Source organism: Streptomyces sp. CA-288835 (assembly GCF_050936385.1).
GTDB lineage: Bacteria > Actinomycetota > Actinomycetes > Streptomycetales > Streptomycetaceae > Streptomyces.
Window position 1 is genome coordinate 7,238,596 of the sequence record NZ_JBNJMW010000001.1, and the last position, 19,565, is coordinate 7,258,160.

Genomic DNA, 19,565 nt, shown 5'->3' on the forward strand with positions numbered 1-19,565 from the left:
CGCAGCCTCCGCCCTCAAAGGCGATCCGCACGCATACGTTCCCGGAGCCGGGCCGGAGAGGTGCCGTGCCAGCGGCGTACCGCGCGGCGCAGCGCCCGTTCGTCGGAGAATCCCGCCCGGCGGGCGATGTCGCGCAGGGTCAACTCCGGGCGGAGCAGGAGCTGTTCGACGCGTTCCCGGCGCACTCCCTCGACGAGTGCCTCGTACGTCGTGCCGCAGTCGGCCAGCCGACGGCGCAGCGTCCGCTCGCTCGTCGCATGCCGCCGCGCCTGCTCTCCGAACGACGGCACCACCGGGAGGCTCTGCGCGACGGAGACCTCCAGCACCTCCAGCAGATCCTGCTGGTCACGACGGGAAGCCATCTGCGCGTCGAGCGTCTCCAGCGTCGACGCGTAGCTCACCGGATCCCGGCCGGGCATCCGGATACGGGCCCACGCCGGGTCGATGACCATGCGGTTGGCGGGCGTACCGAATCGGACCGGACAGCGGAACAGGGCGCCGTACAGGTCGAGTTGGCGCGGCGGCGGAAACGAGAACTCCACCGCCCGCGGCGCGAAGGCCGGATCGACGGCCAGCCGGGACAGGGTGACCACGGAGGCGTACGCCTCCTCGATCAGGAAGGCGGCCACGGCCGGGTCCATGGCGGGATCGGGAAGATCGGCGCGTATGACGAAGGCGTCGTCCTCCTCGTCCACACCGGCCGACCACACCACCATCGCCCCGGACAGGTTCTGGTACTTCACCCCGGTCTCGATGGCGTGCCGCAGAGTGTCGTCGGCCATCAGGGCGAAGCCGAGCAGACCCCAAGCGGTCAGATGCTGCGCCGCGCCGACCTTCAGCCCCAGGCGCTCGTCCCCGGTGAGCTCCAGCGCACGGCGGATCAGCGCACTGCCCTGCCGGTACGACACCCGCAGCGCAGCGGAGCGCATGAGCGTCTCGTCCAGTCCCATCTGCTTCAGCAGGGGACGCAGATCGACGCCACGCTCGTCGGCGACCGCGACCAAGTAGCGCAGGATGTTCGGCTGGATCGTCGCCGACGTACTGCGGCTGGTCCCGGAAGGGTCTGCCGTGCCGGGGGCAAGAGACATAGCACTCACCTTCTCCTCGACGACCACCGTAGACAGCCGACACCACCGGCCGCGCACTCTGGCCTCCGAAGCCCGCTGTATGGCCCCTGGTGTCCTGAGGCTGTCCGCTTCCCGCCCCCGCACAGGTATTGACATGCCGCTCAAGACGGACGTAACTTCCCAGCCACACGGTAGTAACGCGCGTTATTAAAGCGCGAAACCGGAGAGGCTTCCGCGTCTCCGGCCGGCCGAAGGGAACCGAAAGTGGCCACGAACAAGACGCGTCGCGTGACCATGAGCGACGTGGCACGCGCTGCGGGCGTCTCGCGGACCACGGTCTCCTTCGTCCTCAACGACAAGCCCGGCGCCGCCATCCCCGACGAGACCCGTCGGCGGATCCTGGAGGCGATAGACGAGCTCGGCTACCGGCCCAACGCCGGGGCGCGAGCGCTGGCCGCCAACCGCAGCGGATGGTTCGGCCTGATCACCGAGATCGTGACCGGCCCGTTCGCCGCGGAGGTGATCACGGGTGCGCAGAGCCGCGCCTGGGGCGACCGGAGGTTCCTGCTGATCGCCGCGAGCGAGGGCGACCCCGCCCAGGAGGCCGCCGCGCTCGACCAGATGCTGGAGCACCGAGTGGAAGGGCTGCTGTACGCCACGACCTGGCACCGGGCCGTCACTCTGCCGAAGGTCGCCCGTGAGGTACCGACGGTGCTCGTCAACTGTTATGACGCGGAAGGGGAGTTGCCGTGCATCCTGCCCGACGAGGAGTCGGGCGGACACCGCGCCACCCGCCGGCTCCTGGACGCCGGTCACACCCGTATCGGGTTCATCAACCTGGACCCGGAGATCCCGGCCGCCGTCGGCAGGCGCGAGGGGTACGAGCGCGCCCTGCGCGAGGCCGGGATCACCCCCGACCCCTCCCTTGTCATCCCCGGCTGGGCCACCGCCGACGGCGCCTACACCGCCGCCTGCGAACTGCTGGACCGCCCCGCCGCCGACCGGCCGACCGCACTGTTCTGCGGAAACGACCGGATGGCGATGGGCGCGTACGACGCGATCAAGGAACGTGGGCTGCGCATCCCGCACGACGTGGCCGTGGTGGGGTTCGACAACCAGGAACTCATCGCCGCCTATCTGCGGCCGAAACTCACGACGCTCGCCCTGCCCTTCGAGGCCATGGGCACCAAGGGCGTCGACATGCTCGCCGCTCTCGCAGCGGGGCAGCCGCTCGACACCCACCGGGTGACGATCGACTGCCCGCTGCTCGAACGCTCGTCGGTCTGACCGCGAATCAGTCCGCCGAGCAATCCCATCCCCGTCTTCGCCCTGTGTGTTGAAGAGAGGAAAAGAGTCTCCATTATGGCACCCTCCCGCATACCTTCACGCCGGCCACGAGCCGTCCTGAGAGCCGCCACCGCGACCGCCGCCGCAGCCCTGGTCCTGTCAGCCTGTACGGGCGGCACGGGCACCTCCGGCGCCGGTGACACCTCCGGCAACCAGCTGCTCACCATCCCGCGCGAAGACCTGGCGACGTTCACGCGCAACTTCAACCCGCTCTCGCCGCAGGCCGCGCCCATGACCAAGGAGGCTGTTTACGAGCCGCTGGTGGTCCACAGCATGGCCGACGGCAAGGACACCCCGTGGCTGGCCACGAAGTGGGAGCAGGCCAAGGACGGGAAGTCCCTCACGTTCACGCTGCGCGAGGGCGTGAAGTGGTCGGACGGGAAGCCGCTCGTCGCCGATGACGTCGTGTACACCTTCGATCTCCAGAAGAAGGTGCTGGGCGGCTACGACTACCTCGACAAGGTCACCGCGGTCGACGCCCAGACGGTGAAGTTCTCCTTCAACAAGCCCTTCTCGCCCGCCTTCTTCGAGATCGGCAGCCACTACATCCTGCCGAAGCACATCTGGTCCGAGGTGAAGGACCCGGCGAAGTTCACCAACCCGAACCCGGTCGGCACCGGCCCGTACACCAAGATCGACAAGTTCCAGGCGCAGTCGTACGAGCTGCGCAAGAACCCCGACTACTGGCAGCCCGCCAAGCAGCGGATCGCCGGCATCCAGATGCTCGCCTTCTCCGGCAACGACAGCGCCAACGTCGCCTTCACCAACGGTGAGGTGGACTGGACACAGTCGTTCATCCCGGACATCGAGAAGTCCTTCGTCGCCAAGAACAAGAAGCACAACCACTACTGGTTCCCCGCCACCGGCGCCATGATCAACTGGCAGCTGAACACCACCAAGGCGCCGTTCGACGACCCTGCCGTCCGCAAGGCACTCAGCATGGCCGTCGACCGCGACCAGATCACCAAGGTCGCGATGAACGGCTACGCAGAACCCGCCGACTGTACGGGCCTGGCCCGTACGTACGACGACTGGCGCGACTCCTCCCTCGCCGCCTCCTGCACCTGGACCAAGCACGACACCGACGCGGCGGCGAAGGCCCTCGACGCGGCCGGCTACAAGGAGAGCGGCGGCAAGCGGAAGCTGAAGAACGGCAAGGACTTCAAGCTCGACATCTCCGTCGGTTCCGCTTCCACCGACTGGATCTCGGTCGCCAACATCATCAAGCAGGACCTCGCGAAGGTCGGCATCACCGCCACCGTCAAGACGCCCGACTGGTCGGCCGTGCAGTCGTCGTACAACACCGGCACCTTCGACAGCGGCATCGTGTGGAGCAACAACGGCGCCACCCCGTACGAGTACTACCGCGGCGTGATGTCGACCAAGATGCTCCAGCCGGCCGGCAAGCAGGCCACCGAGAACTACCACCGCTTCGGTGACAAGAAGGCCGACCAGCTCATCGACGCCTTCGCCGCCGCCACCGACGAGAAGACGCAGCGCGAGCAGATGAACGGTCTGCAGGAGCTGTACAACGAGGACGCGCCCGTCGTCCCGCTGTTCACCGGCCCCGAGTGGGGCGCGTACACGGACGCCCGCTTCACCGGCTGGCCCACCGAGAAGAACCCGTACGCCACCCTCGGCAACCGCAACGGCACCACGATCCTCGTGCTCACCTCGCTGAAGCCCGTCAAGGGCTGACGCCCCCGCGCGGACCGGCGGCCGCCCTCCTCCCCGACCAGGCGGCCGCCCCCGCGCACCGCACCCCCGTTCACCCCCACCGACAGGGAGCACGACCCGTGCGTCTGATCCTGCGCAACCTGGGGTTCTATCTGCTCGCCTTCTGGGCCTCCATCACCCTGAACTTCGTTCTCCCGCGCTTCATGCCGGGTGACCCGGTCTCCCGGATGTTCGCGCAGGCCCAGGGCTCGATGCAGCCCGACCAGATAGCCCAACTGCGAAAACTCTTCGGCCTGGACGACCGCCCTCTCTGGGAGCAGTACGTCTCCTACGTCCAGAGCGTCTTCACCGGCGACCTCGGCATCTCCATCACCCGTTTCCCGACCCCGGTCTCCGAGGTGATCGGCTCGCAGATCGGCTGGACCCTGCTGCTCGGCGGTGTCGCACTCGTCATCGCCGCCGTGGCCGGCAACCTGCTCGGCATCGTCGCCGCCTGGCGGCGTGGCGGCGTCCTCGACTCCGCGTTCCCGCCCCTGCTGATCTTCGTCGGCTCGTTCCCGTATTTCTGGCTGGCGATGGGCGCCCTGTACCTGTTCGGGGTGACCCTGGGCTGGTTCCCGCTGCGGCACGCGTACGACGTCGGGCTCACCCCCGGCTTCAACGGCGAGTTCCTCTCGAACGTCGCCACCCACCTGGTGCTGCCCGCGCTGACCATCGTGCTGGTCTCCATCGGCGGCTGGATGCTCGGCATGCGCAACACCATGATCGCCACGGCGGCCGAGGACTACATCACGATGGCCGAGGCGAAGGGGCTCAGGCCCTCGCGGATCATGTTCCGCTACGCCGCCCGCAACGCGCTGCTCCCCTCCGTCACCAACTTCGGCATGGCGCTGGGCTTCGTCGTCGGCGGCGCCCTGCTCACCGAGGTCGTGTTCGCCTACCCCGGCATCGGCTACCAACTGCTGATGGCCGTCCAGGGCCTGGACTACCCGCTGATGCAGGGCATCTTCCTGACGCTCACGGCGGCGGTGCTGTTCGCGAACTTCCTCGTCGACCTCGTCTATGTCCGCCTCGACCCGCGCGTCCGCGTCCGCTGAAGGGGGTTGCCGACATGACCACCATCGAGATCGCGAAGGCCACCACGCCGACAACTCCCGTACGCCCTTCCCGCCGACGCGGACTGCTGCGCCAACTCATCGACAGCAAGAAGGCGTTGACGGGACTGGTCCTGCTCGCCCTCTTCGCGCTCCTCGCCCTGTTCGCTCCCGTCCTCGCCCCGGGCGACCCGTCACTCATCAACTCCACGGGAAGCCAGGCCCCTTCGGCCGGCCACCTGCTCGGTACCACCGCCAAGGGACAGGACGTACTCGCCCTCACCCTGTGGGGCGCGCGCAGCTCCCTCTTCGTCGGGTTCACCGTGGGGCTCGCGGCGACCGGGGTCGCCATCCTCGTCGGCCTCGCGTCCGCCTACTTCGGCCGCATCGTGGACGACGCCCTGACCCTGGTCACCAACGTCTTCCTGCTGCTGCCCGGACTGCCGCTGCTCATCATCCTGGCCGCGTTCCTGCCGCCCGGGACCTCCACCGTGATCCTGGTGCTCGTCGTCACCGGCTGGGCGGGATCCGCCCGGGTACTGCGCGCCCAGGCCAAGTCGATCCGAGGCAAGGACTTCGTGGCCGCCGCAGTAGTCACCGGAGAGCGCCCGCTGCGGATCATGTTCCGCGAGATCCTGCCCAATATGGCGTCCGTGGTGATGACCACGCTGCTCGGCTGCGTGATCTTCGGCATCGGCGCCCAGGCCGGCCTGGAGTTCCTCGGCCTCGGCGACAGCAGCGTCGTCAGCTGGGGCACCAACCTCTACTGGGCCAGCAACGACGGCGCGCTGATGACCGGCACCTGGTGGGCCTTCGTCCCCTCCGGGCTGTGCATCGCCCTCGTCGCCTTCGCGCTCGCGCTGGTCAACTACGCGGTCGACGAGATCACCAACCCGCGGCTGCGCAACCGCCGCGCCCGCCGTGAGAGGAGGGGCTGAGCCATGGAACCCGTACTTGAGGTGAATGGCCTCCGCGTCGAATACCGCGGCGACGGACGCACCGTCGTGGGCGCAGACGACGTCTCCTTCTCCATCGGCGCCGGAGAGATCTTCGGCCTCGCCGGCGAATCCGGCTGCGGCAAGTCGACCATCGCCAACGCGGTGATGCGGCTGCTGAAGCCCCCGGCCGAGATCACCGCGGGCAGCATCCGCTTCGACGGCGGGGACGTCCTCGCCCTGGACGCACGGGAGTTGCGCGCGTTCCGCTGGCGGCAGATCGCCATGGTCTTCCAGTCGGCGATGAACTCCCTCAACCCCGTCCTCACCATCGGCGAGCAGATCGTCGACATCTTCACCACGCATGAGCGGATGAAGAAGCGGGCCGCGCGGGAGAAGGCGGGCGTGCTGCTGGAGCTGGTGGGCATGGACCCCGGGCGGCTGAAGGCGTACCCGCACCAGCTCTCCGGCGGTATGCGCCAGCGCGTGGTCATCGCCATGGCCGTTGCGCTGCGCCCCCGGCTGCTGATCATGGACGAGCCGACCACCGCGCTCGACGTGGTCGTGCAGCAGGAGATCTTGGCGCAGATCCGCGACCTCCAGCGGGAGCTGGGCTTCTCCATCCTCTTCATCACCCACGACATGTCCCTGATGGTCGAGCTGTCGGACCGTATGGGTGTGATGTACGGCGGACGGATCGTCGAACTCGCCGACGCCAAGGATCTGTTCGCGAAGCCGCTCCACCCGTACACCGAGGCGCTGATGAACGCCTTCCCGCCGCTGACCGGCCCGCGCCGCGAACTCACCGGCCTCTTCGACGCCCCGCGCACCGCCGACAGCTGCGGCTTCCACGTCCTCTGCCCCGAGGACCGCTCGGACTGCTCCATGAACATCCCCGACCTGCGCGAGGTCGCGCCCGGCCGCTGGGTGGCCCGCAGTACGGCCCGCAGTCCGGAAGGAGCCACCCGATGACCGAATCGACCGCATCCCTGTTGTCCGTACGGGGCCTGACCAAGGATTTCCAGGTCGGCACCGTCTTCTCCCGGCGCCGCGTCCGCGCCGTCAACGACGTCTCCTTCGACCTCCCCGCCGGCCGCATCACCGCCCTGGTCGGCGAGTCCGGCAGCGGCAAGTCCACCATCGCCCGTTGCCTGGCTCGCCTCGAACAGCCCACCTCCGGTGAGGTGTTGCTCGACGGTGAGAATGTCCTGCGCACCGAGCGGAGGTGGGCATCACGGACGTACCGCCGCAAGGTCCAGATGGTCTTCCAGGACCCCTTCGGCTCGCTCAACCCGGTCCATCGCATCGAGCACTTCCTCACCCGGGCCCTCGTCCTGCACGGCCACTCCGCCACCCACGACGCGCTGCGCGAGCTGATGGCGACGGTCGGCCTGACCGAGGACATGCTGCAGTCCTACCCGCACGAACTCTCCGGCGGCCAGCGCCAGCGCGTCGCCATCGCCCGCGCGCTGGCGGTGGAGCCGCGTCTGATCCTGGCCGACGAACCGACCTCGATGCTCGACGTCTCCGTGCGCGTCGGCGTACTCAACCTGATGCGCCGCCTGCGCAACGAGCGCGACATCGCCATGCTCTACATCACCCATGACCTGGGCTCCGCGCGCTACCTCGCGGACACCACGATGGTGATGTTCGCCGGCGAACTCGTAGAGGGCGGCGACGCGTTGGCGGTGATGGACGCTCCCGCCCACCCCTACACGCGCCTCCTCCTGTCCGCCGTACCCGATCCGGAACGGGCCGGAAGCTACGACCCCGTCGAGCGCGCCAGGCTCCGCGAGGCGATCCTCAACCCCACGTCCTGCCCGTACGACGACGACGGCACCTGCAGCCGTACCGACCCCGTCCGCCACATCGTCGGCGAGAACGGCGGCCAGCCCCACTGGGTGCGCTGCCACCTGCGCGCCCCCGCCTCCGACATCGCCCGCCGCGTCCTCAAGGCCACCGACCAGCCGGACGGCGAAGCCACCGACGACACCGGCAAAGACCCCGAGAAAGCGGAGACCACCGCCGCATGACCCACGACCTCACCCTCCCCTCCGGCACTCCCACCGCCGAGGGGCTGGCCGAGCGCGCCCATCGCGACCCCCACCGCCCCCGCTACCACTTCACCGCACCCGGCGGCTGGCTCAACGACCCCAACGGACTGACCCACTGGAACGGCGTCTACCACCTCTTCTACCAGTACAACCCCCTGGCAGCCGCCCACCACCGCATCCACTGGGGTCACGCCACCAGCACCGACCTCGTCCACTGGACCGATGAACCGGTCGCCCTCGTCCCCGGCACCGACGGCCCCGACCGCGACGGCTGCTGGTCCGGCGTCCTCGTCGACGACGGGGGAGTGCCCACGCTCGTCTACTCCGGTCGGCACGGAGAACACGAACTCCCTTGCGTAGCAAGGGGATCAGCAGACCTCCGGTACTGGACGAAGGACCGGGCCAACCCGGTCATCACCGCTCCGCCCGAGGGCGTCGACACCACCGCCTTCCGCGACCACTGCGTATGGCGGGAAGACGGGGTCTGGCGGCAGTTGGTCGGCTCGGGCGTCCGAGGCGTCGGCGGAACAGCCTTCCTGTACGAGTCGGACGACCTGCGCACCTGGCGGTACGTCGGCCCCCTGTTGACCGGCGACGCCTCGCAGAACCGGGGTGAGCCGGACTGGACCGGCACGCTGTGGGAGTGCGTCGACCTGTTCGGCATCGGCGACGGCGACGGCACGGACGTACTCGTCTTCTCCGCCTGGGACGAAGGCACCACCCACCACCCCCTGTACTGGACCGGCCGCTACCACGGCGACACCTTCACCCCGACCGCTCTCCACCGCCTCGACTACGGCGGCCGCTACTTCTACGCCCCCCAGTCCACCCGCGACGAGCACGGCCGCCGCATCATGTTCGGCTGGCTCCAGGAAGGGCGTACGGACGAGGCGAACGCGCAGGCCGGCTGGTGCGGTGCGATGTCCGTGCCGCGGGTCGCCACGCTCGGCACGGACGGCCGTCTGCACCAGGCCCCGGTGCCCGAACTGACCGAGCTGCGGCGGGAGCGCGCGGAGGTGGCGCCCGGCCCGCTGACCGACCCGTACACCCCGCTGCACGGCGTACGCGGCGACCAGCTGGACATCGAGACGACCCTGAGCCTCGCCCCCGGAGCCACCGCCCGGCTCGTGGTCCGCGAGACACCGGACGGCGCGGAGCGCACGGTCGTGGAGGTGAGCAGGCCGTACGTCGGAGCGCGCGGCACCCTCCGCCTGCACCGCGAGGCCAGCAGCCTCGACCCGACGGTCGACACCGAACCCCGTTACGGCGAGCTGCCGTTGGACGACGACGGCCGCGTGGACCTGCGCGTCCTCGTCGACCACTCCGCACTGGAGATCTTCGCGAACGGGCGTCCGCTGGCCGCCCGTATCTACCCCACCCGCCCCGACGAGGCCGTAGGTGTAGGCATCGGTGCCGTCGGCGACGTGGCCCTGGAGCGGTTCGACGCCTGGGAGATGGCGTCGGCCTTCACAGAAGGGCCCCGGCCGCTGTGGCCGTGACGGCCTTACACCCGACCACGGCCCGGGGAGTGGACGTCTCCCCGGGCCGTGGCCCTCCCTTGCCCGCTTCCCTCAGGAGCCGCCATGAGCGTGTCCCGCCGTACCCTCCTGCTCGCAGGAGGCACCGCCGCCACCCTGCTGCCTCTCGGCGGCATCATGCCCGCAGCCCAGGCGGCCGCCGGACCAGCCCCCGCCCCCACCCCGATTCCGGACCCTCTGCCCGTCACCGGCACCTGGACCCGTACCTCCGACGGCGGCCAGCAGTCGACACCCGGCCGTCGCGAGCCCGCCCTCGCCCTCTCCGAGCAGCAACTCGCCGTCAAGGGCACTTACGTGGCCCGCGTCACGCCCCAATCCGCCTCCTCCGTAGGCGCGTTGGTGTTCCGGGCCGCCCCCGACGGCTCGACCGGATACGCGGTCGCCCTCGATCCGGGCCGCGCCCGCATACGCCTCTACGACCTGGCCGGCGGCGACACGATCGCCACCGCACCACTGCCGGGCGCGCGCACAGGCAAGTCCTACGACCTCGAAGTGGCCGTAGACGGACCGGAGTTGACGGTCCACGTCGACGGCAAGCGGCTCCTCCGCACCGAGGACCACCGCCACGACACCGGCTCCGTAGGCCTGCTCGCCCAGGGCGGCAAGGTCACCTTCGGCCCGCCCTCCCTGTCCTCGGTCACCACCAACCTCACCGGCTGGACCACGACCGGCGGCACCTGGACGGCAAGTCCGCTCGGCTGGCGCGCGGCCCCCTCCAAGGGAGCCACCGCCCGCGCCGTCACCACGACCCAGGCGTACGACACCGCGTTCCAGGCCGACCTGCTCCTGCACGACGCCTCCGCGGTCGCCTCGCTCCAGGTGCGTACCGACGCCAAGGCCACGCGCGGTTACGGCGTCCAAGTCGACCCAGGTCAGGGCAGGTTGAGGCTGTACCGCATCGACGGCAACGTCACCCTCGGCACATACGCGACCACCATCAAGGCCGACACGGTCTACCGCCTGCGCATCGAAGCCGAGGGCGACGAACTGCGCGTGCACTGGCAGACCAACTTCCTCTCGCCCGACGGCTACAGCCCCGTCATCACCGCCAAGGACTCGGCCCACGACGAGGGCCGACTCACCGTCACGGCCTCGTCCGGCGCGGCGTCCTTCGAGAACATCGCCGCCGCCGACCTCACCACCGACCTCCAGGGCTGGACGTCCCGCTCCGGCACCTGGACCCCAGACCTGCGCGGCCTCCGTGGCGAAAACGGCCTGCGCACGGCCCCCTTCACCGACGGAGACCTGGTGGCGAGGGCCGACATCACACTCGCCGCCCGCTCCTCCTCGGCCGGCCTCGTCCTGCGCGCGTCCGCGAACGGATCCGGCGGCTACGAGGCCCGACTGGAACCCGGCCGCAACGCCATCGTCCTGCTGGACCGCTCCTCCGGCGCCCGCGTCGCCTCCGCCTCCGGCCCGGTCCGGCGCATCGCGGCCGGAAGCACGTACCGCGTCGAGGCCCGCGCGACGGGCAGGACGATCGAGGTGTACGTGGACGGCGTAAGGGCGTTGAAAACCCGCGTGTCCCGCACCACGGGGGCCACCGTCGGCACCGCAGCCGCGCACGGGACGTCGTACTTCCAGAACGTCGAAGTCCGCGCCACCGCCGACTACTTCACCGAGCCCTACCGCCCCACGTACCACTACTCCCAGCTCACCGGCTCCACCAGCGACCCCTGCGGCCTGCTGTTCCACGACGGCGAGTACCACCTCTTCCACCAGGACGAGGGCCGCTGGGCGCACGCGGTCAGCACCGACCTCGTCCACTGGCAGCCCCTGCCGATCGCGCTGCCCTGGAACGCGTACGGCCACTGCTGGACGGGCTGCGCGGTCGTGGATGCGGACGACACCTCGGGCCTCTTCGACGGCGGCTCCGGCCTGATCGCGTACTACACGAGCCACCACCCGGACAAACCGGGCGGGAACGCCAGCGTGCGCATCGCGTACAGCAAGGACGAGGGCCGCTCCTGGAAGCTGCACGGCGGTTCGACCCCGGCCGTGCAGAACCCGGGCGGCCCCGACGCCGGCTGGACCTTCCGCGACCCGAAGGTGATCCGCGACGAGGCCCACGACCAGTGGCTGATGGTCGTCTCCGGCGGCGACAACATCCGCTTCTACACCTCCACCGACCTCCTCGGCTGGACCCACGTCAGCTCCTTCGGCTACGGAGACTGGGTCACCCCGGGCGTCTGGGAGTGCCCCGACTTCTTCCCGCTCCCCGTCGACGGCGACAAGGGCAAGGTGAAGTGGGTCCTCACCCTGAGCACGGGCGCCGTACGCGCCACGAACGGCTCGGCCGCCCAGTACTTCACCGGTGAGTGGAACGGCACCGACTTCGCCCCCGACCAGAAGCCCGGCACAGTCCTACGCGCCGACTCCGGCCGCGACTTCTACGCCGCCATGTCCTTCTACGGCCTGCCCGACGACCGCCGCGTCTGGCTCGGCTGGATGAGTAACTGGGACTACCCGTTCAGTGCTCCGACCGGCGCCTGGAAGGGCCAGCTGAGCACGCCGCGCGAACTGACGCTGACGGACACCGCCGACGGCGTGCGCCTCGTGCAGCGCCCGGTCCGCGAACTGACCGCCCTGCGCACCTCCACCACGACCCGCAAGGACGTCACCGTCGGCCCGACCTCCGCGAACCCGCTCACACGTGTCACAGGTATCGCGTACGAGATCGAGGCCGAAGTCACCCTCGGAACCGCCACGGAGATCGGCTTCCGCCTCCGGGCCGACGACGACCAGCACACGACGGTCGGATACGACGCGAAGGCGCAGGAACTGTTCGTGGACCGCTCGGCCTCGGGCTTGAGCGACTTCACGCAGTACTTCGCGGGCCGTACGACCGCACCGATGCCGACGGCCGACGGACGCGTGACCCTGCGCGTGTACGTCGACTCGTCCTCGGTCGAGGCCTTCGGCGCGGACGGACAGGCAGCCGTGACCAGCCTGATCTTCCCCGCGCCGACCGCCGACCGCATGGCCTTCTACGCCAAGGGCGGCACCGCGCACATCGAGTCGCTCAAGGTGCACAAGCTGGACAGCACCGACCGCCTGGTGGACCGCGTGAAGCCGCTGCCGGCCGCCCCGGCTGCCGACGGTGAATTCCGCTCGGACCTCGGCAAGTTGACGATCACCCCCGCCGGCCACTGGTCCACGGACAGCGCGGGCCGCGCCGGAACCTTCGACAAGGACTCCAACGCGATGTCCGCCCGCACGGCGACCGACCTGGACCTCACCACCCTGGTCCGGCTCGGCGGCCCCGACCCCGACACGGGCGGCGCCCTCTCCCTCCTCTGGCGGGCCTCCTCCGACGGCACCGACGCCTACTGCCTCAACATCGACCCCGACCTGCGCGTGATCCGCCTGGTCGCCAAGGCCGACGGCCAGTTCGACGACGCCGCCGCCCTCGCCCGCGTCCCGGCCCTGGTCCGCCGCGGCACGACGTACGCGGTACGCGTGCTGTCCGACGGAGACCGCATCCGGGTCTTCCTCGACGGCACCCGGATCATCGACGTGACGGACGCGACGTACACGAGCGGACACATCGGCCTCAACGTGTTCGGAGGGAGGGCGGCGTACCAGGACACCTACGTGAAGCGGCTGTAACCGCTGGTCAGGTCGGCCCGTCAGAACAACTCCTTCGACAGCAGTTGGGCGGCGGGCCGCAGCGTCCAGAGGTCGCCGCCGGGCGGTGGGGTGAGCTGGGGCAGGGCCGCCCGCGCGTTGCGGTTGCCCGCGTCGGCGGCTGCATGGATGACGTCGTTCGCCTTCCAGATCTCGAAGTTGGACTCGGGGTAGGGCCAGGGCGTCGTGCCCGTGGCGGCCGGGAGGAGGAAGTCGACGGCCTTGAACACGCTCTGGCCGTCGGGGCCTTGGTGCTTCCAGAGGTTGACGCCCACGTGGCGTCCGACGTCGGCGAGCCGGGCCAGGGCGAGCAGGTTGAAGGCGGAGTAGTGGTAGCTGCGGGTGCGGCGGATCTCCTCCGGCTGGCGGCCGTCCGGGGCGATGCCCTGGTCGATACGGGTCGTCCGCGCCTGGAGGACGGTCTCGCGGGCCAGTTGGGGGCGCCCGACGGCCAGTGCGATGGCGGCCACCTGCATATCGGCGAAGGTGCCGTGATTGTTGACGGCCGCGGACTCCTCCTTGCCGAATTCGCTGGTCGTCCACCAGTCGAGGAACTGGGCGGACCAGGAACGGAATCCGCCATGGTCGGCACGGGTCCAGCCCGGGGCGCCGGTGTCCAGGATCGCGGCGGCGTCGAGCAGGCTCGTAAAGCCCAGGGAGAACTCGATGAGACCGGCCGCCCGGCCGTCGTCACCGCACGGCACGAACTGGGCGTTGATCAGGCGCGGGTTCATCCTCGTCTCCGGGGTGACGAACCAGGTGCGCAGGATGTCGGACGCGTGCCGGGCGTAAGCCGCCTTGCCGGTGTAGTACCAGGCGAGGCTGAGGGTGTAGGCGGAAGCGAAGACGTAGGCACGTTCGGAGTGGTCGGGGATCTGGTCGGCCTCCGGGTTGCGCTGGCCGTCCTTGCTCACGTACGGGCAGCCCATCGGGTTCTCGGGCGTCTTCGGCTGGCTCGGCCACCAGTACGGGGCCTGACTCAGGTAGTCGTGCTTGTCACCGCTGGGCGGGGTCTGCGTCTTGTCGGTGACGGTCCAAGGGCCCTTGTCGAGCCAGTCGTCGGCCTGCTTGACCAGGTCGGCGAGGGCGCGGCGCCGCACCGGGTCGCCCTGGTTGAGGCGATGCTTCGCGTGCACCAGGCGTTTGCCGTCGAGCACGACGGTTCGGGGGGCGCGCTGCTCGGCCACCGCCGCGGCGGCCGGGACCGTGCCTCCGGCCGGTACGGCGGCTCCGCTCGGGACCGCGGGGACGAGCAGCGACAACATGGCCGCCCCGAGGGACAGCAGGCCGACGGTACGTTTGTGCATGACGGCTCCTCATCACATGGATGAACGACGTTCACATGCGTACCGGTTGGACGGTAGAAGCGTCAGCCGCTGACGGCAATACCCGTGACGCGATGTCATCCGATGAATGGGAGAAACTCGGCCAGCGATTCGTCGCGAAGGGGGCCAGCTTCGGGGTCGTACGCGTCGATAGGTCGGATGTGTGAGCGGGGAGCGCGGCCAGATGCACTGCAGACCAGACCAAGGACCCCTCGGGAGCGTCTAGATCATCCAGACTTCCCGAGGGGCCCTGTCGTTGCTGCTAACTGCTTGCCGATTACCGCTTACCGGATCACTTGGCCGGCTTGTAGAAGGTGTAGATCGCGGTGTACGGGACGCTGGTCTCCTCGGTGCCCGTGCAGGCCGTGGTGGGCGCGACGCCGCCGGTGGTGCTGAGCCGCTGGATGTACGAGACGTCGGCGAAGACGCCGGTGCCGCGCGTGCCGTTGGACTTCAGGAGGAGTTCGGGGATGGTGCCGGTTTTGGGGGAGGTGGCGACGGCGGCGGCGGTGACCGCGCTGCCGTCCACCGTGGACACCCAGACGGGGCCGCGGGAGTGGAGGGCCACGGGGCGGTTGGAGCGGTCCTTCTTGGCCGAGAGGGTGGCGGCGGGCTCCAGCAGCTTCCAGGCGCCGTCGGTGCAGGCGTAGGTCTGGACGCCCTTGGCGTTGAAGACGCCGGTGAGCCGGTGGCCGTCGGGGACCTTCAGGGAGTCGGGGATCTTCGGCGTGGCGGCAGCTTTGGTTTCGGCGCCGACGGGCTTCGAGGTTGGTGTGGCCTGGCCGGCCGTGGCGCTGATCAGCGTGCCGGCGGCCACTGCGGCTATGGCTGTGGTGGTGAGAATGAGACGTCTGGCGAGCTTCATCAGGTGTGTCTCCAGAAAGATTTTTCTGAGCGTTTCCTGGCTGTGGACGCGAATGCCGTGCATGTCCCGAGGGCTGGAACGGCATGGTCCGTCAAGCATCCGGGTCCCGTTAACGATCTTGAACCCACAATCGCGCACTGTATCGCGCGGACCGCCGACGGGAACGAGTGGGGGGCACTCCGGGGCGCCGATTCGCCCCGACAAGTACCCCCAGGCACGCGGAAGTTGGACATTCCAGGTGTACGGAGCCGGCGCCTGCCGCAGCTCGGACAAGGCGACAGCACCTTCCGCACACGTACGCGGAATCAGGCCCGTACGCAGACCAGAAGCCCCGATTCCTCGAACCGGCCCCGGGTACCCGCAGCATGCGGCGCGACGCGACGCCCGCCATGGCGCACGCACGCAAGCCCACGCACACCCCGGGAGGCCGCCATGGAACTCAACCTCGTCGAGGAAGGCCCGTACCGCTTCCGGATCGAACCCCGAGGCGACATGCGCGTACCGGGCATCGTCTTCGCATCCCACGACCTGCTCCAGGACGCCGAGCAATCGCTGGAGCAGGTCGTCAACGTGGCCACGCTGCCCGGCATCGTCGAAGCCTCCTACGCCATGCCGGACATCCACTGGGGCTACGGCTTCCCCATCGGCGGCGTGGCGGCGACCGACGTGGACGACGGCGGCGTCGTCTCGCCCGGCGGGGTCGGCTTCGACATCTCGTGCGGGGTGCGGCTGCTGGCCGCCGACGGTGACCGGCAGTCGCTGTGGCCCGCGTTGCCCGATGTCATGGACGGTCTCGACCGGGCGATCCCGCGCGGCGCGGGCCCCGGAGGGGTGTGGCACCTGAGCGGGCCCGGGGAACTGGAGCGGATCCTGGACGGCGGTTCCCGGTACGCCGTGGAACGCGGCCACGGCGAGGAACGCGACCTCACCCGCTGCGAGGACGGCGGCGCGGTCGCCGACGCCGACGGGGCGCAGGTCAGCGGCCGGGCCCGGGAACGCGGTCTCGGTCAGGTCGGCAGCCTCGGGTCCGCCAACCACTTCCTGGAGGTCCAGCAGGTCGCCGAGGTGTACGACGAGCGGGTCGCCGCCGCGTTCGGGCTCGCCCGCGACCAGGTGTGCGTGATGATCCACTGCGGTTCACGGGGCCTCGGGCACCAGATCTGCACCGATCACGTACGCGCGATGGACCGGGCCATGAACCGGTACGGCATCACCGTGCCCGACCGGCAACTGGCCTGTACGCCGGTCGACTCGCCCGAGGGGCGCGCGTACCTCGGCGCGATGGCCGCCGCCGCCAACTACGGCCGTGCGAACCGCCAGTTGCTGTCCGACGCCGCCCGCCGGATCTTCCACCGCGCCGCCCGCACCCGGCTCTCCCTCGTGTACGACGTCTCCCACAACCTCGCCAAGATCGAGACCCACACGGTGAACGGCACCCGGCGCCGACTGTGCGTCCACCGCAAGGGCGCCACCCGGGCCTTTCCGCCGGGTCACCCCGAACTTCCCGAGGACATAAGGGAGTTCGGCCAGCCGGTACTGATCCCCGGCACGATGGGCACCGCCTCCTACGTACTCACCGGAGTCCCCGGCGGCGACGCCTTCCACTCCACCTGCCACGGCGCGGGCCGGGTGATGAGCCGCCACAAGGCCGCGCGGGCGGTCGCCGGAAAGGAGCTGCGGGCCCGGCTCGAGCGGGGCGGCATCGCGGTACGCCCGCGCTCGCTGCGCGGCCTCGCGGAGGAAACCCCGGAGGCGTACAAGGACGTCGGCGCGGTGGTGGAGGCGAGCGAGGGGGCGGGGCTGTGCCGTACGGTCGCGCGGTTGGTTCCGCTGGGCGTGGTCAAAGGCTGACGCCCCCACTCACCCGTATTCACACCTCACACATCGATGGTCACGGCGCAGGTCCAGCCGTACGGACCCGGCTCGATGTGCAGTTCATGCCACGACACGGCCTTCGGTACGGCTCCCGTGATCTCCACGGCCGACAGATCGGCGACCGCCAGCCGAACGTCGACGGTGCTGCCGGGCGTCTCCGTCTCGAGTTCGACGTCCACGGGGACCTGGCCGGGTACTTCGAGGCGGTAGACGACCTCGTCGAGGAGGGCGGCGAGGAGGTCGTCGTCGCAGTTCCCGGACAACTGGGCGCGCTGGACCGCCGTCGGCCGTACGGCGGAGACGTCGGCGAAGCAGTCGACCATCCCGTGCACGGCCTCGACCAGGCAGTTCTCCCGGGTCGTGCCCCATGCCTCGATCCGCACGTCCGCGGTGTGCGGCACCAGCCGGTGGCCGCTCTCGCCCTGCGCGCGGGCCTGCCTGTCGTCGTACGTCTCGCCGACCATGTACACCGGGTGCCCCGTTTGTCCCGTACGCATGTGTCGTCGGCACGCGGAAGACGACGAAGAACGACGCCTGCGTGCCGACGGCACTCGCGTTACGGCGGCCCTACCTGTTCGGCTCCGCCTGGCTGATGTCGGCGAGCGCGGACTGCGGGTCGCGTTCGACGGCCAGGTCGCCGATGCTGAGCGCACCGACGAGGTGGTCCTCCTCCACGACGGGCAGCCGCCGCAGGGCGTGCTCCCGCATCAGCCGCACCGCCTGGTCGATGTCGTCCTGCGGGGAGACGGTCACCAGATCGGTGCTGCACACCTCGCGGACGGGGGTGGCGGCGGGGTCCCGGTCCTCGGCCATGGCCCGGATCACCAGATCGCGATCGGTCACCAGGCCGCGTACGTGGTCCTCCTCGGTGATGAAGACGTCGCCGATGTTCTTCTCCCGCATGAGCTTGGCGACCTCGGGGAGCGGGGTCTGCTCGGTCACCGTCACCGGGTTCGCCGTCATGACTTCCCGGACGTGCTGCGCCATGGCTACCTCCGTGTGACTTCCGGGATGAGCACCGGAAACGTACCTGATCAGCCGGTGCTCGGACGCTCCGGCGAGTACCCGGCGGATGTTCCTCCATGCACGCGTGAGGAGCCGGCCGCTCGGGTACTCGGGGGCTCGACCGCGGAGGCCCGCAGGCGGCGGGCGAACCCGGCGGACGTGGCGGAAAGAAGGCGGACACCATGCGTTTCCAGAGCCGTCGGCAGGCGGGGCAGGACCTCGCCGCCGCGCTGCTGCGACGGGCGGAAGGCGGCGGTTACGTCGACCCCCTCGTCCTGGCCCTGCCCCGCGGCGGCGTCCCCGTCGCGGCGGAGATCGCACACGCCCTGCGTGCGCCGCTGGACGTCCTGGTGGTGCGCAAGATCGGCGCACCGGGGCAGCCGGAGGCCGGGGTCGGCGCGGTCGTCGGCGAGGATCCGCCGGTCTTCGACCAGGAGGCGCTGGCGCTTCTGGACATGACCGAGTACCAGTTCACGCAGGCCGTCGCCCGGCAGCGCGCGGAGGTCCACCGCCTGGAGTCGCTCTACCGCGAGGGCCGTCCCGCGCCCCGCCTACGCGACCGCACGGTGATCCTCGTCGACGACGGCCTCGCCACCGGCGTCACGGCCCGGGCCGCCCTCCTCCACCTGCGGCGCGGCTCGCCCGCCCAGCTGGTGCTCGCGGTTCCGGTGTGCTCCGGGCTCGGTGTCGTACGCCAGCACGAGGCGGACGACGTGATCTGCCTGCACCAGCCGGAGCACTTCTACGCCGTGGGGGAGTGGTACGCGGACTTCGGCCAGCTGTCCGACCACGAGGTGATCGAGACGCTGCGCAGCGTGCAGACCAGGGCGTAGCCCTGGGGGGTGCCGGGGCGCCTACCGGGTGGGTGGGTTCGGTTTGTTGGCGACTGCGGGTCCGTCGTGGCTGGTCGCGCAGTTCCCCGCGCCCCTGAAGGACCTGCGACTGCCCGCACCCCGACGAGCGAGGGCCCCGGAAAAGCCCGGACCCCCATGGCCCTGCGGCCGCCCACGGCGGCAAGGGGACGGGGCGGGGGTGTGCGCCCGCAGCGGCCGGCGCGCCAACACCGGCACCCTCCACCAGCCAACAGCAACGCGCGCCGGTCCGAGGACGGACACCCCCGACGCGGCCCCGCACCCACCACAAACCCAAGGGGCGC

15 protein-coding genes are annotated in these 19,565 nt (G+C 70.2%); 10 read left to right on the forward strand and 5 right to left on the reverse strand.

Annotated elements, in window-relative coordinates; genetic code table 11:
- Positions 1-14: 14 nt before the first annotated feature.
- On the reverse strand, positions 15-1,088 hold the full coding sequence (locus ACQEVY_RS32745; RefSeq protein ID WP_432952994.1) for an AraC family transcriptional regulator: 1,074 nt from the start codon (positions 1,086-1,088) through the stop codon (positions 15-17).
- A 243-nt stretch (positions 1,089-1,331) separates the two neighbouring features.
- Here ACQEVY_RS32745 and ACQEVY_RS32750 point away from each other — a divergent pair, with 243 nt between their 5' ends.
- From ACQEVY_RS32750 to ACQEVY_RS32785, 8 genes are all read left to right on the forward strand, one after another.
- Positions 1,332-2,354, forward strand: a complete 1,023-nt coding sequence (locus ACQEVY_RS32750; RefSeq protein ID WP_432952995.1) for a LacI family DNA-binding transcriptional regulator — start codon at positions 1,332-1,334, stop codon at positions 2,352-2,354.
- Positions 2,355-2,429: 75 nt separating this feature from the next.
- On the forward strand, positions 2,430-4,112 hold the full coding sequence (locus ACQEVY_RS32755) for an ABC transporter substrate-binding protein (RefSeq protein ID WP_432952996.1): 1,683 nt from the start codon (positions 2,430-2,432) through the stop codon (positions 4,110-4,112).
- 98 nt (positions 4,113-4,210) lie between these two features.
- Positions 4,211-5,188 (forward strand): ABC transporter permease, encoded by a 978-nt coding sequence (locus ACQEVY_RS32760; protein ID WP_328771853.1) that lies wholly within the window; start codon positions 4,211-4,213, stop codon positions 5,186-5,188.
- Between the two features lie 14 nt (positions 5,189-5,202).
- Complete coding sequence (locus ACQEVY_RS32765) at positions 5,203-6,123, forward strand: ABC transporter permease (RefSeq protein ID WP_432952997.1); 921 nt, start codon at positions 5,203-5,205, stop codon at positions 6,121-6,123.
- A 3-nt stretch (positions 6,124-6,126) separates the two neighbouring features.
- Positions 6,127-7,092, forward strand: coding sequence for an ABC transporter ATP-binding protein (locus tag ACQEVY_RS32770; RefSeq protein ID WP_432952998.1), 966 nt, complete (start codon positions 6,127-6,129; stop codon positions 7,090-7,092).
- A complete protein-coding gene (locus tag ACQEVY_RS32775; protein WP_432952999.1) occupies positions 7,089-8,153 on the forward strand; it encodes an ATP-binding cassette domain-containing protein in 1,065 nt (354 codons plus the stop codon). The genes ACQEVY_RS32770 and ACQEVY_RS32775 overlap by 4 nt, the downstream gene beginning before the upstream one ends.
- Entirely contained in the window at positions 8,150-9,673 is a 1,524-nt protein-coding gene (locus ACQEVY_RS32780) for a glycoside hydrolase family 32 protein (RefSeq protein ID WP_432953000.1), read from the forward strand. The genes ACQEVY_RS32775 and ACQEVY_RS32780 overlap by 4 nt, the downstream gene beginning before the upstream one ends.
- Positions 9,674-9,757: 84 nt before the next feature.
- Complete coding sequence (locus ACQEVY_RS32785; protein ID WP_432953001.1) at positions 9,758-13,321, forward strand: GH32 C-terminal domain-containing protein; 3,564 nt, start codon at positions 9,758-9,760, stop codon at positions 13,319-13,321.
- Between the two features lie 20 nt (positions 13,322-13,341).
- Here ACQEVY_RS32785 and ACQEVY_RS32790 read toward each other — a convergent pair whose 3' ends face one another.
- Entirely contained in the window at positions 13,342-14,646 is a 1,305-nt protein-coding gene (locus ACQEVY_RS32790; protein ID WP_432953002.1) for an alginate lyase family protein, read from the reverse strand.
- Positions 14,647-14,956: 310 nt separating this feature from the next.
- A complete protein-coding gene (locus ACQEVY_RS32795; protein ID WP_432953003.1) occupies positions 14,957-15,529 on the reverse strand; it encodes a DUF3455 domain-containing protein in 573 nt (190 codons plus the stop codon).
- Positions 15,530-15,961: 432 nt separating this feature from the next.
- Between ACQEVY_RS32795 and ACQEVY_RS32800 the strand changes: the two genes are divergently transcribed.
- Positions 15,962-17,380, forward strand: a complete 1,419-nt coding sequence (locus ACQEVY_RS32800) for an RtcB family protein (protein ID WP_432953004.1) — start codon at positions 15,962-15,964, stop codon at positions 17,378-17,380.
- 26 nt (positions 17,381-17,406) lie between these two features.
- Here ACQEVY_RS32800 and ACQEVY_RS32805 read toward each other — a convergent pair whose 3' ends face one another.
- Both ACQEVY_RS32805 and ACQEVY_RS32810 read right to left on the reverse strand, forming a co-directional pair.
- Positions 17,407-17,868, reverse strand: a complete 462-nt coding sequence (locus tag ACQEVY_RS32805) for an archease (RefSeq protein WP_432955514.1) — start codon at positions 17,866-17,868, stop codon at positions 17,407-17,409.
- Positions 17,869-17,971: 103 nt separating this feature from the next.
- Complete coding sequence (locus ACQEVY_RS32810) at positions 17,972-18,391, reverse strand: CBS domain-containing protein (RefSeq protein ID WP_328771862.1); 420 nt, start codon at positions 18,389-18,391, stop codon at positions 17,972-17,974.
- A 200-nt stretch (positions 18,392-18,591) separates the two neighbouring features.
- Here ACQEVY_RS32810 and ACQEVY_RS32815 point away from each other — a divergent pair, with 200 nt between their 5' ends.
- On the forward strand, positions 18,592-19,242 hold the full coding sequence (locus ACQEVY_RS32815; RefSeq protein ID WP_432953005.1) for a phosphoribosyltransferase: 651 nt from the start codon (positions 18,592-18,594) through the stop codon (positions 19,240-19,242).
- Positions 19,243-19,565: the final 323 nt, after the last annotated feature.